General features: G+C 37.6%; 11 protein-coding genes and 1 riboswitch. Of the genes, 3 read left to right on the top strand and 8 right to left on the bottom strand.

What is annotated here, in order from left to right; all coding sequences use genetic code 11:
* Positions 1-59: 59 nt before the first annotated feature.
* A complete protein-coding gene (locus tag MKY76_RS23250) occupies positions 60-1,070 on the bottom strand; it encodes a GNAT family N-acetyltransferase (protein ID WP_342557216.1) in 1,011 nt (336 codons plus the stop codon).
* Between the two features lie 224 nt (positions 1,071-1,294).
* Here MKY76_RS23250 and MKY76_RS23255 point away from each other — a divergent pair, with 224 nt between their 5' ends.
* Complete coding sequence (locus tag MKY76_RS23255; RefSeq protein ID WP_257962082.1) at positions 1,295-2,278, top strand: tRNA-dihydrouridine synthase; 984 nt, start codon at positions 1,295-1,297, stop codon at positions 2,276-2,278.
* Positions 2,279-2,317: 39 nt separating this feature from the next.
* On the opposite strand, the gene MKY76_RS23260 is transcribed toward MKY76_RS23255, so the two are convergent.
* On the bottom strand, positions 2,318-3,565 hold the full coding sequence (locus MKY76_RS23260) for a TerD family protein (protein WP_342557217.1): 1,248 nt from the start codon (positions 3,563-3,565) through the stop codon (positions 2,318-2,320).
* A gap of 245 nt (positions 3,566-3,810) precedes the next feature.
* On the opposite strand from MKY76_RS23260, the gene MKY76_RS23265 reads away from it, so the two are divergent.
* On the top strand, positions 3,811-5,001 hold the full coding sequence (locus tag MKY76_RS23265; protein WP_066038346.1) for an MFS transporter: 1,191 nt from the start codon (positions 3,811-3,813) through the stop codon (positions 4,999-5,001).
* A gap of 116 nt (positions 5,002-5,117) precedes the next feature.
* Here MKY76_RS23265 and MKY76_RS23270 read toward each other — a convergent pair whose 3' ends face one another.
* From MKY76_RS23270 to queF, 5 genes are all read right to left on the bottom strand, one after another.
* The gene (locus MKY76_RS23270; protein ID WP_054548832.1) at positions 5,118-5,657 is read right to left on the bottom strand and encodes a VUT family protein; all 540 of its coding nucleotides are present in this window, start codon (positions 5,655-5,657) and stop codon (positions 5,118-5,120) included.
* 41 nt (positions 5,658-5,698) lie between these two features.
* Positions 5,699-6,427, bottom strand: a complete 729-nt coding sequence (gene queE / locus MKY76_RS23275) for a 7-carboxy-7-deazaguanine synthase QueE (protein ID WP_004233410.1) — start codon at positions 6,425-6,427, stop codon at positions 5,699-5,701.
* A complete protein-coding gene (gene queD / locus MKY76_RS23280; protein WP_004233408.1) occupies positions 6,420-6,890 on the bottom strand; it encodes a 6-carboxytetrahydropterin synthase QueD in 471 nt (156 codons plus the stop codon). The genes queE and queD overlap by 8 nt, the downstream gene beginning before the upstream one ends.
* Before the next feature lie 3 nt (positions 6,891-6,893).
* Positions 6,894-7,553 (bottom strand): 7-cyano-7-deazaguanine synthase QueC, encoded by a 660-nt coding sequence (gene queC / locus MKY76_RS23285; RefSeq protein ID WP_054548829.1) that lies wholly within the window; start codon positions 7,551-7,553, stop codon positions 6,894-6,896.
* Between the two features lie 104 nt (positions 7,554-7,657).
* Complete coding sequence (gene queF / locus MKY76_RS23290) at positions 7,658-8,158, bottom strand: preQ(1) synthase (RefSeq protein ID WP_004233404.1); 501 nt, start codon at positions 8,156-8,158, stop codon at positions 7,658-7,660.
* A gap of 125 nt (positions 8,159-8,283) precedes the next feature.
* Positions 8,284-8,330, bottom strand: a riboswitch (PreQ1 riboswitch).
* A gap of 309 nt (positions 8,331-8,639) precedes the next feature.
* Between queF and MKY76_RS23295 the strand changes: the two genes are divergently transcribed.
* Positions 8,640-12,329 carry a S8 family serine peptidase gene (locus MKY76_RS23295; RefSeq protein ID WP_342557218.1) on the top strand — a complete coding sequence of 1,230 codons (3,690 nt, stop codon included), beginning with the start codon at positions 8,640-8,642 and terminating at the stop codon, positions 12,327-12,329.
* Positions 12,330-12,528: 199 nt separating this feature from the next.
* On the opposite strand, the gene MKY76_RS23300 is transcribed toward MKY76_RS23295, so the two are convergent.
* Positions 12,529-13,257, bottom strand: a complete 729-nt coding sequence (locus tag MKY76_RS23300; protein ID WP_167444822.1) for an amino acid ABC transporter ATP-binding protein — start codon at positions 13,255-13,257, stop codon at positions 12,529-12,531.
* Positions 13,258-13,280: the final 23 nt, after the last annotated feature.

A 13,280-nucleotide genomic window follows, 5' to 3' on the forward strand; every position in this document is an offset into this window, starting at 1 on the left:
GTGTCTAGCCAGCTGTTTGAATTCTTCATAACAGCAGAATTTTATAAATCTAACTAAATTTACAATAATCCTATACTTGGGTTATTAAAGTTTGCCCAGGCTATATCACTGTTAATGTACCTAACCATTCTATAGGCTACTGGCTTAAAACCGCACTTAGGCCAAAATGCCGATGCAGCAAGATTAGTTATTCTCCAATCTGTAATGATATTCTCATAGCCCGCCTCTTTCATCCTTCTACAGCCTTCATTCATCAACTTTTTTCCCACACCTCTTCCCATTTGAGAAGCGTAAGTACCTGCAATCGTTAGCTCTATTGCATGCTCAGGTGTCATCAAATCTGAATGTATAGGATAATATTTTTGAAATCCTAATTCCTGCCCATCCTTTACTGCAACGAAACATGTATCATTATTCTCCTCTACTATACTTTTATATGAGTCTTTTATGCTCATGACAACCTCAGGGAATACAGGCTCAAATGTAGGTGCGGAATTTTGATACGATTGAATGATCCTAGACATTTTCCCCATCATTTCACTATCCATTTTATTTGCAACCCTAATCTCTGCATTACATGTATTTTCAAATGGTTTATAATCCCCAATGTTCATGACCCCATGTACTTGTTGTATAGAAAAGCTTAATCGTTGGTAGGCATCATAGTAAGCCTGATTTCCGAGAGGGATTATCGTGTAATGCATAAAGCAACCTTGCTCTAGCCATACCACTGAAATCTCTGCATATAATTTTCTAATAAGCTCAGCGGATTGATCCTTTCTGATTGCCAACCCTTCATATGGTACCCATACATGTCTGCCTCTTAGAGAGTCATTCTTGATGACTCCGATTAAATATCCTACTAGGTCATCTTTAATAAATGCTCCAATCCCCTTAATAGTATTATGAGCAAATAAGTTTTCAAGCATATTTGTTATATGTTCAGCATTAAGACAGCTGTTGTTTAGAAATGGATATACTTCACCCTCAAGGCTCTGTCTATTTTCGAGTAATTCAGCCATTGTGGGTACATCATTCACATCGATTGTTTTATATTTATATTTTCCCACTTCAACTCTCCCCCCTAAATTTCTACATTATATTACATATTATATCATTATAGATAATACAGGATTTTGTTGGATATTTTTAATTACTTTCTAATCTAAGAGAGCCTAAGTCTAATTACAATGATGCATTTCTATCCTTAAGCTAAGCCAATTAACTATGTAGAAATAAAATAAATATGATATCTTTTTGCAAGGTAGTATTTTGGAAAGAGAGGATTTTAGCAATGAATCAAAAAAATTTCTGGCTTGATTTACCACGGCCATTCTTCATTTTAGCTCCAATGGAGGATGTGACAGATGTTGTATTTCGTCATGTCATTCAGGAAGCAGGGAGACCCGATGTATATTTTACGGAATTCACCAATACGACGAGCTATTGTCATCCAGATGGGTTAGATAATGTACGTAACCGCTTAGCTTTCACAGAAGATGAACAGCCTATTGTTGCACATATTTGGGGAGACAACCCTGAACATTTTCGTCAAATGAGTATTGGTATGAAGGAATTAGGCTTTAAGGGAATTGATATTAATATGGGTTGCCCAGTTGATAATGTAGCAGAAAGAGGTAAAGGAGCTGGATTAATTCTTCATCCTGACCTAGCCGCAGATATTATTCAAGCAGCCAAAGCAGGAGGCTTACCCGTCAGTGTCAAAACAAGACTTGGCTTTACGGATGTAGCAGAATGGCGTGAGTGGCTTACACATATTTTAAAACAGGATATCGCCAATCTTTCTATTCATCTCCGTACAAGGGAAGAGATGAGCAAGGTCGCTGCACATTGGGAATTAATTGGAGATATCAAAAAACTACGTGATGAAGTTGCTCCCCACACATTACTGACGATCAACGGTGATATTCCTGATCGTTTAACAGGTCTAAAACTAGTTGAGCAATACGGTATCGATGGTGTAATGATTGGGCGCGGGGTGTTTTCAAACCCATTTGCCTTTGAAAAGGAACCTAAAGAGCATAGTGCCAAAGAATACCTTAATTTACTATACTTACACCTTAACCTTCATGACCACTATTCCAAGGAATTCGAAACACGTTCATTTAAAGCATTACAACGTTTCTTTAAAATATATGTACGTGGCTTCAAAGGGGCTAGTCAATTGAGAGTTCAATTACTGGGTGCACATTCTACGGATGAAGTCCGTGAATTACTAGCTACGTATATTGCCCACGAACTAAAGGAGAAAAAATAAGAGGAGATTGGCTATCGCCACTCTCCTTTTTATTTGCTTTTACTTGTAATCATTTATTGGGCCTTTATCCATTAGAACTTCTACCATATTAGAAGAGCCCATCTTCAGCTTAGGTCTACGTTCAGAATTTGGTTCACTATAAAACTCTAATGGGCTGATAATCACACCATCTGGAGTATTATGAAGTATTCCAGGCACACAGGAATAAATTCTATCATTATTATTAGCATTTTTAGCAAAAATAGTAACGGAGGTTCCATTATGATTATCTATACTCATAGACACCTTATATCTGTAGAATGAGCCTGTGCCATTTGATTGGGCGGAATAAACCACAGGAACAACAGCTAAAACATTATTATTTAATCTCAATTTGATTACTTCAGTTTTTGTTGAACCAGCATCTCTCCCAACATCCCCCATGTGTTCGACTACCCCGTTGTGAAAACTCCTAAGTGGGGGTGTATTTTTCGCACCAAACATAGCTACATCGATCTGCTGACCATCCTTTGTATAGACTAAAGCATATATATCGTAGTCAGTACCAGTTTGCCATGATACCGTAGCAGTAATTTCAGGCGCTTTATCAATGATAACTGGCTTTTGACCTTTGGTGAGACTGACATTCCCCTTTACCTTTTCAAGATTTATCTGTGATAACATGTTTTGTCTATTTGTACTTTCTGGAACATTTAATGATTGATCAGGTTCTATCAGCATTTGTTTTTTTATAGTTGTTGATTCAGAAAGCTTGTTTTGTTCTTCAGGTTCAACCTCAACACCGTAATTTTCACATAACCCCTCTAACCCAGAATCAAATCCCTGCCAAATAGATCTCACTTTTGTCTGACTATTTCTTAGATATAATTCTAATACTACGATTCCATTTTCATTTGCAAAATTAGCTGGTGCTAAATTGATAATATTGGTATCAGTACATATTTCTGCCTTTAAATTTTTCACATTTGAAAAACCTCGGCTATTATCTTCTGTAAGTGTTATAGCTATTTTAGTAATACCTTCAGGGATTTTACTCATGTCAAAATTCATTTTATGTATTTTTATATTCCCTACATTCTCAGATGGTATCAGGGTAGCTGCACCAGATAAGCTAGTTGGTTGATTATAAAATATAATGCCGCTATCTCCTTGTACCTTGTTTACATCCGTTAAAAGAAATGCAGTTAACGAAATATCGATCGAATTAGACATTTCGTAGCTAATAGTAACACTACCTTTTTGGGAACTTATAACTGTATTTGCTCCCATCTGAAGAAATTGAATCATGTGAATCCCCCCTTATCCCCTTATTATGTATAGATATCAAATTGATAAAATTGTAAAGTTAATCTTCCAATTAAAAAATTCGAGTAATATTTACAAAATCCTTCTTTAGAGGAAAATAACCGGAAACAAACACTGATATTTACAGAAAACCAATCTAATTTCTCATAAATGCATTTTATGATATGATGTTTAAATTGTGTGTCTACTAAGTAGCACAGTTACATTCTTCAAAGAAAGAGGTATTTATGCATCATACACAGTTATCCAAGCGACATTGGTTACTTATCTTAACACTTGCATTATTAACATTTGTTCTTGGGACAAGCGAATTTGTTATTGTCGGGATCTTAACTGATATTTCTTCAAGCCTTCATATGACAAATGCAAAAGCAGGCACACTCGTTTCTGCGTTCGCTATCACATTTGCCATCGCTACACCACTCGTGATGTCAGCAACAAGCCATTTTCCAAAGCGTAAATGGATGTTGTTTTTGATAGGTTCCTTCATTGCCTTAAATGCTCTGTGTGTAATTTCAACGAGCTATATTATGCTCCTTATACTTCGGGTTATGACCGCGATTGTAACAGGTGTATTGATCTCTCTAGCCATGATTGTTGCAAGCGAAACCATGCCAATTAATAAACGCGGCCTTGCTATATCATTTGTTTTCGGTGGTTTTACACTGGCCAATGTAGTTGGAGTACCCATTGGAATTGTAATCGCTGAATGGTACGGCTGGAATGCCACTTTTATGTTAACCACTCTTCTCGGAGGGTTGGCGTTTGCGGCATCTTTTTTTGTCTTACCTACTCGACTCAGCCAAGTACGAAGCTCAATACGGGATCAATTTTCTTTAATGATTCAGCCTCGAATTTTAATTGCCTTTTTCATTCCTGCTCTCGGGTTTGGTGCAACCTATGCAGTCTTTACGTACCTTGTTCCTATTTTAAAGGGAATGGGTGCACCAAATAATTCTATAAGTTTAATCTTATTCGGCTACGGCTTTCTTTCGATTTTCAGCAACATTCTTGCCGGTAAAATTGCCACTCACAATGCCATCGGCCGACTTCGGTTTGTCTTTCTCGCACAAGCTATTGTATTGACAAGCTTATTTTGGACAACAAACCATTTTATTTTAGGATTAGCGAACATCGGACTAATGTCACTAATGGCCATCCTCTTAACAACATCTACTCAACTTTATTTAATAGATTTGGCCGAAATTTATAAACCAGATGCTAAAGGACTCGCTGCTTCTCTTATGCCCGTGGCAAGTAACGTAGGCATCGCTTTTGGGTCTGCATTAGGCGGCATTGTATATCATCAAGGAAATTTGATGAATGTCACATGGGTCGGTGGTATAGTTGCCGTCAGTGCAAGTCTACTAACTTTCTTTAGTTATCATTTAGACCTTAAACAAAAGAAAACAGCATAAAAAATGCAAGAGGTACCTTAGAAAGAATATAAATCAAACAGACCCATTCGAATAAAGCGAATGGGCCTGTTTTTAAAAAGCTTACTTGTGATCCGTATCTTCATAATAAGGAATAATTATTCTGGAATAATATATTTTTCTTTCATTGGCCCAACTTTATTTAAAATAATTGCGCCAATCATTTGTATAATCGTCTTCACAATAATTTGCCCCAAAATGGCGGCAGGTACCGCTTCCCATGGCAATATATTGGCACCAAGTGGACTTAAGCCGATTACTACGAAAATTGCAGAATCTAGAAATCCTCCAACAATACCACTGTAGAACACACGCCAAGCCATTGGTAATTTTAATCGAGTATAAATTTCAGTATCAGCCGTTTCAGCGACAACAAATGATAGCGCTGAGGCTACCACAATTAAAAGTGTATCACCTAGTAGGAATGACACCACAGCTGATAAAATTAAAGCTGTAATAATAAATAAATACGTCTTTTTTCTACCATATTTATTTTGTACTAGATCCCGAAAAATAAAGGTTGCCCCAATTAAAAGCGTTCCCATTGGAACAATAAACATACCAAAATGGAATGGTGCAAATGCTGCCGTTACCACATTAGCAATAACAATAGATAATAAATAAAATAATATTCTCAAACTATTACTCCTCAAGTAAATTTAATTTTTGTAAGAACACCCTACACGCCTCTTTTATTTCCCCACACAAGGGCATGTAACTGTGGCAGTACTTTAACATCTCTTAAATCCTCATCCTTCATTACTCTATCAATCAGTGCACGATATTTATCCAATAAATTCATCATTAATTGTGAATTATCAGTTGCCGTGAGATCATCATTACCGACTTGAAGATAAAAAGGAATCATGGGATATCGATGGTGAATTTGTTTAGCATAATCGTAATCCTCTTGATTAAAAACGACTATTTTGAGGGATACATGGTGATTGCTGTTCCGATCTTTAAGTTTTTCGAAGATATAAGAGAGCACCGAGTAGTCTGTGGTCATTCCAGAACTAGGTGGCTTTGGTGAAATTGTCAGTTCATCAATCTCATACATCCACTTTTGCCACCTACTCCCCTGTGTTTCTACCCCGATTTTTATGTCATTTTCTTTTAAAATGGCAATAAGCTCTGCTAAATTCGGATTGAGTGCAGGATTGCCGCCTGAAATTGTGACAAATGAAAAACCATTGCCCCCTAAACGTTTCAACTCAGACCAAATCTCTTCCGCTGTCATTTGGACAATAAGGTGCTTTCCACTGCCATCCCACGTAAACGATGAATCACACCAAGAACAGGAATAATCGCAGCCCGCAGTTCTTACAAACATTGTCTTCTGGCCAACGACCATACCCTCTCCTTGAATCGTTGGCCCAAAAATCTCGATAACAGGTACTTTACTCAACTTCCATCCACTCCCTTCTAGCTTCTGCATAGCTTGTTGGAGTCTCGTAAAGCCTGATAAACTCTACACGTACACCGTTATATCCTTCATCAAGCAAAGCCTCAGTCAACTTTTCGTAAATCCAAACAACAATATTCTCTGCCGTCGTATTCATGAGTGGAAGCGTTTCATTTAAATAACGGTGATCCAAATGAATCTCTATTTTATGTTTCCATATTTCTTTTATATCGCCGAAATCAATCATCAAACCACGTTCATCTGTGTAGCCACTCAGTCCTAATATAGCTCGATAGGTATGCCCATGTAGATTTTTACATTTCCCTTCATAATGATGTAGATGATGGGCAGCATCGAAGGTAAATTCTTTGCTTATGAGAACACGCTTTGCATGATATTTCAATTGATTTCTTTGAATATCCACATCAATTCTCTGGAGTCTCTCAACGATTTTAAAATCTGACATGCCTTAAGACTCCTTCCTATAACTTAAATACTCATCAAGCCCTTTATTTCGCAATTTACATGCTGGGCATTCACCACATCCATCTGCTATGACACCGTTATAGCAAGTCAACGTTCTTTGTCGTACAAACTCAAGTGCACCAAGCTGATCAGCTAATTCCCATGTTTGTGCCTTATTCAGCCACATCAAGGGTGTATCAATCACAAAGGAGTCATCCATCGATAAATTTAACGTTACATTTAAGGATTTAATAAAGACATCTCGGCAATCCGGATATCCACTAAAATCAGTTTCACAAACACCTGTTACAATATGCTTTGCCCCTACTTGGCTCGCTAAAACGCCCGCAAATGAAAGAAAAAGGAGATTGCGGCCAGGCACAAAAGTCGATGGGAGCTCACCATTTTCTCCGTCCTTCACCTTTATGTCTTGTCGTGTCAATGCATTCGGAGCAAGTTGATTCAGGAGAGACATATCAAGTATGTGATGCTTGATACCAAGCTCCTCTGTTATCACCTTCGCACAGTCAATTTCAAGACGATGCCTTTGACCATAATCGAAAGTTACTGCCTCAATCTCTTCAAAGCGTTCTTTTGCCCAGAACAAACAAGTTGTGCTGTCCTGACCTCCACTAAATACTACAATTGCTTTTTCCTTTTTCATCTATAAAGACTCCCTTATATCGAAAAAACAGCACTCTAAGAAAAAGTGCTGCTTTCTTCTTAGTTTTTTTAAGAGGGTAGCTAAAAACCTCTGTCTTGCTTCATTTATCGATTATCAATTTTTTCTGGGTTAAGATCGTGGTTCATTAAACGATAATTGGCGATTTCTTCGTATTTAGTTCCTGGCTTCCCATAGTTACACCATGGATCAATCGAGATACCCCCACGTGGAGTAAATTTCCCCCAAACCTCTATATATCTTGGATCAAGTAATGCAATTAAATCATTCATAATGATATTCACGCAATCTTCATGGAAATCGCCGTGATTTCTAAAACTGAATAAATACAACTTTAGAGATTTACTTTCAACAATTTTTTTATCTGGGATATATGAAATGTACATCGTTGCAAAATCCGGCTGATTTGTAAGCGGACATAAACTAGTAAACTCTGGGCAATTAAACTTAACAAAATAATCTCGATTAGCATGAAGATTATCCACTGCCTCTAATACCTCAGGTGCATAATCATAGGAATACTTTGTACCTTGATTACCTAATAGGGTCAAATCCTTTAATCCTTCTTCATGACTTCTGCCAGACATAAAAAAACCTCCTTGTAAAATGTTTCCCAACACTTTTCAAGAGAGGCATCACCAATCATTCTATTTAAAACATAAGTAAACAGATAAAAAAAGCCACGTCCGATATGGACATGGCATATTGTCATGTTTCCATAGTTTTTTATAGAGGGTATCAGCTATGAACCTCTCCCGTTCTAGTCCGGGCATTCTTTTCTTCAATATCGTACAAAAAATAATACAGGACGTCAAATGGATTTTTTATAAAACTCTTAAATGATAAAAAGTATGAATCACTGTAAGTCAATACTCATTTGAAAGTTCTACTTTTTTATTAAATTACTAGGAAAATAGAATTAATCCATTTTTAACAAAGTAATACTAATTATCAATATTTTGAGATTTTTCAATATTCCGATATTCGAATTATCTCACCTGTGATAAATTGGAAATATCACACTAAACTGAAAAGTGTGATAATTAAGAGCGGAGGGAGAAATGAGATTTGAAAAAGTTTAAGTTTACGAAGTTTTTAAGTAGTATGATAGCTTTCGTTATGGTGCTTTTTCTATTGGTTCCATTATCGAGTGCTAATGCTGAAGATTCGAAGCCATTCAAGCAGGATAGCCAAAGTGAAAGTATACTTCAATTAAAGGCGGCTATCGCTGAACAGCTAAGCTTGTCTAAAGATGGTCCAACTCTTCACGAAAGCTTACAAAATGTATCAGGCAATCAAGAAGTTGCAGTCATCGTACATTTATCTGAAAAGCCTGTGGCACTAGAGCAAGGAATGAGCCAATTGAAAGGCCAAATGTTCTCTAATGCGCGAGCAAATGAAGTTCGATCAAATGTAAAATCTCAACAAGCACAAGTTAAGAAAGAATTAGCTACTAAAAATGTTCAAATGACTCAAGGCTACACATTTGATACTGTTTTAAACGGTTTTGCAGCAACTGTGAAAGCAAATGATCTCCCAAAGCTGCTTTCAATAGAAGGAATAACATTAATTGAACCTGATGCAATTGTTTACGCATCTGAAGATAATACAATGAAATCATCAGAACTGATTAAGGAAGATCAATTAGAGGCTCAAATGAATACAAGTATTTCTTTCCTCGGCATCGAACAGCTTTGGAATGAAGGAATTGAAGGACAAGGTATAAAGGTAGCAGTATTAGATACTGGTATTGACGCAGATCACCCTGAGTTCGCTGGAATTTACAAAGGTGGGAAAAACTTCATTCCAAATTCATCAACTTACACAAAGCCTCGGGCAGATGACGATGCATCGGAAACCTTGCCTTCTGAGCGTCCTGCTGGAACACCTGAATTTAATGAAAAGGGAAGCTCGTTCTATACTTCTCACGGTACCCATGTTGCTGGAACCATTGCAGCAATTGGAGCTAACAATTTCGGCATTAAAGGAATTGCTCCCAAAGTAGACCTTTATGCTTACCGTGTTCTTGGTGCATATGGAAGTGGGGCTACATCTGGTATTGTTAAAGCAATTGAAACGGCTGTAACAGAAAAAATGGACATAATCAACCTTTCTCTTGGTGGGGGGGCTAACTCTGAAACGGACGCTGGTTCATTTGCTATTAATAATGCAATGATGGCTGGAACAATCGGAGTAATTGCAACAGGGAACTCCGGCCCAAATCGAGGAACAATGGGCACGCCTGCAACCGCTCGTTTAGGAATTGCTGTGGGTAACACAACAAATCCAGAAACAATGTATAACGGTGAAGTGAATGTTACAGTTGGTGACTACAACTTAACAAAACAGCTCCCATTAATGGGCACAACTTTTGGAAGGGATTTAGCAACACAGCTTCAAGGAGAATTTGACCTAGTTGCTATTCCTGGAAACGGAGAAGTAAAAGACTATGAGGGAATCGATGTAGAAGGTAAAGTGGCATTAATCTCTCGTGGCAGTATCGCATTTGTTGATAAAATTGCGAATGCAAAGGCAAATGGAGCAGTCGCCACAATTATTCATAACTTTGCTGGTGGAACAAATGCACCTAATATTTCAGGTACATTCCTGGGTGATTCCTTTGCTTTTCTACCAACATTTGATATGTCCCAAACGGATGGCAATGCAATTCGTGCTGCATTAGCCGGTGGAACTGGAAAAGTTAGCTTTAGTCAATTTACTTCCACAAAGACACTGGGGGATGAAGTAAACGATTCAAGCTCCCGTGGACCATCTACGCCAAACTTTGATATTAAACCAGATGTAAGTGCACCTGGAACAAACATTATGTCAACGATTCCAATGTATAAAAAGGATTTCCCTAATGCAGATTACGCAGAGGCATATGATCGTAAAACAGGAACCTCTATGGCAACACCGCATATTACAGGTATTGTTGCATTACTTAAACAAGCAAATCCTGATTGGAATGCGTTCGACATAAAAGTGGCGCTTTCTAATACAGCAAAGGTTTTAGATAAAACAAAATACGATGTGTTCTCTCAAGGTGCAGGTCGTGTAAATGCTTATGCTGCAGCACATCCAGAAATTCTTGCCTATGCATTGGATAGTGCAATTTTAGATGGAACAGGAGCTGTTTCAGAAAACTTAAAAGGGACAGTTACTTTTGGTCCACAATCACTTAAAGACCAGGATATTTCCGTAACGAAACAAGTTTTAGTAAAAGATATAAAGGGGCACGGCGGTAATTATAATGTATCAATTGATGTGACAAAATCATTTGGTGATGCAACTGTTACAGTCGACCAGCCAACATTTAATCTAGTTGGTGAGCAAGTGTTAAATCTTACATTAACGGCTTCACAAGCTACAGCTCCAAACGGCTCGGAAATACTGGGGTATATTCACATCAGCGGTGATGCTACAGAAATTTCATTGCCATTCGCAGCTGACTTTGGAAGTGAGGCAGTAACTGAAATTAAAGATTTAAAGATTACAGAAACAGATCTATCCTTTAATGGAGATGGCGTGAAAGATTCAGCTGTACTTTCATTTACATTAACTGGCGATGTAACAACTAACTATATCGAGCTATGGGATATTATGAATCCTCAAGGTGGAGAATATGGTGATGGCTACATCGGTTATCTACATGCAGGTACTGCGCTAGGAAAAGGCTCTTATACGCTGAATATCGCTGGGCAATACAAACCATGGGGAACAGAACCTGCCACAACAATTCCCGATGGTCTCTATACTATTGACTTTACTGGTCTTGCGGCATCAGGGGTAGTTTCCGATTATGTTGGACCAATTATCGTGAAAACGACTAAACCAGAAATTACTGGTTCAGTAGCTGAAGGTGTCGCTACAGGAAAGGTAACAGATAAGTATATCGACTACAATGAAGAGTTATATTTATATGGTTTAAACTACAATTTAAATGATAAATTAAAAGCTTCCTATATTGCGACTGTGAATGGCGAAATACAAGCGCCAGTTCCTTTTGAATTAAATCAAGACGGTAGCTTCACATTCCCAGTAACATCAGAAACTAATGCTGTATCAGTAAAAATTGAAGACGCTGCAGGGAATGTTGGTGAAGCACTAATATATGAAAAAGATGTAGTTGAACCAAAAGTAACACTTTCTGTCAATCCAACTGAGCTAGACCTAACAGCTGGGGAATCTGCACAACTTACGGTAACAGAGACATCTACTCCTCCAGAAGGTGAAGCAACAGAGGAAGATGTAACTTCAAAAGCAACTTATGTTGTGGGAGATGAAAATGTTGCAACAATAGCAAATGGATTAGTAACTGCTGTAGGTGAGGGCACGACTACGATTACTATTTCATATGGTGATCATGAAGTTACGGTAAATGTTACAGTAAAAGCACCTGTTGTAGAAACACCAATCATAACACTAGAAATTGACCAAGCTCAGGTTGAAACTAGAATAGGTAAAGAGGTTATGGTTAAGATTACTGAAGTAACTACTTTTGAGGGTAGAACAACAGAAAAAGATGTTACTACGCTTGCAACCTACGAAGTAGCAAATGATAAAATAGCTACTGTAAAAGCAGGGGCTGTAAAAGGTAAAGGTCAAGGTACTACGACAATTACAGCAACGTATGGTGACCACACATTAACATTTGATGTATTGGTTGAAAAGCCGGGCAATGGTAACGGCAACGGCAATGGCAACGGCAACGGCAACGGCAATGGTAATAATGAAGTTACCGAAGTTGAGTTATAATTAAATAAGTACAGTTCCAGCAAAAAGAGAAATTGCGCTTTGCAATTTCTCCTTTTGCTATTTAAATTTCACTTACTCATGATAAGGTTGGCTGTAACGAGTCTATGTGCAGTTTTTCTGTACATGCTTTATCTAGTAATCGAATATTTAATGCAAAACCATAAGAGATCCTAACATTACCGTTCAAAACCTTTTAGTTTTATTTAAGCATTGTTGCAGTTAAAAATTCTCGTGTTCTCTCCTCTTTTGGATGATTGAAAAATTGTTCAGGTGTGCCGCGTTCAATAATTCTCCCATCATGCATATAGACAATCCAATCAGCTACCTCTTTTGCGAATCCCATTTCATGGGTTACAACAACCATAGTCATTCCTTCTTCAGCCAAATCTTTCATGGTTGTTAAAACCTCTCCCACAAGTTCAGGATCGAGTGCCGATGTTGGCTCATCAAAAAGCATAATGTCTGGTTCCATCGCAAGTGCTCTAGCAATCGCCACCCGTTGCTTTTGCCCCCCTGATAGTTTACTAGGATAGACATCCGACTTATCCTCCAAACCTACTTTTTTCAGTAATTGTTTTGCTTTGATGATAGCTTTTTCTTTGTCTACACCCTTTACCATAACAGGTGCTTCAATAATATTTTCTAAAACCGTTTTATGTGGGAATAAGTTAAAATTTTGAAACACCATCCCAACCTTTTCTCTAATCTTGTTAAGATCATCTGTCCGTGGATTGACTTCATTTCCTTCAATTATAATATTGCCATTATCTTTTCTTTCTAAAAAGTTCAAGCAGCGAAGGAGGGTGCTTTTCCCTGACCCACTCGATCCTATTAGACAAACAACATCGCTCTCATAGACTGTCATGTCGATATTTTTCAATACATGTAAGTCTCCAAACGATTTATTCAATTGACTTATTTTAATCATTTCCTTAGTTTCCAATTTTTTCA

This window comes from Lysinibacillus sp. FSL P4-0201 (genome assembly GCF_038593425.1).
Taxonomy (GTDB): Bacteria; Bacillota; Bacilli; order Bacillales_A; family Planococcaceae; genus Lysinibacillus; species Lysinibacillus capsici.

Bases quoted from the DNA above. Each gene is read 5' to 3' on its own strand.
- MKY76_RS23255 (WP_257962082.1), top strand. From the start codon at position 1,295: ATGAATCAAAAAAATTTCTGGCTTGATTTACCACGGCCATTCTTCATT.
- MKY76_RS23260 (WP_342557217.1), bottom strand. From the start codon at position 3,565: ATGATTCAATTTCTTCAGATGGGAGCAAATACAGTTATAAGTTCCCAA.
- MKY76_RS23265 (WP_066038346.1), top strand. From the start codon at position 3,811: ATGCATCATACACAGTTATCCAAGCGACATTGGTTACTTATCTTAACA.
- queD (WP_004233408.1), bottom strand. From the start codon at position 6,890: ATGTCAGATTTTAAAATCGTTGAGAGACTCCAGAGAATTGATGTGGAT.
- queC (WP_054548829.1), bottom strand. From the start codon at position 7,553: ATGAAAAAGGAAAAAGCAATTGTAGTATTTAGTGGAGGTCAGGACAGC.
- queF (WP_004233404.1), bottom strand. From the start codon at position 8,158: ATGTCTGGCAGAAGTCATGAAGAAGGATTAAAGGATTTGACCCTATTA.
- MKY76_RS23300 (WP_167444822.1), bottom strand. From the start codon at position 13,257: ATGATTAAAATAAGTCAATTGAATAAATCGTTTGGAGACTTACATGTA.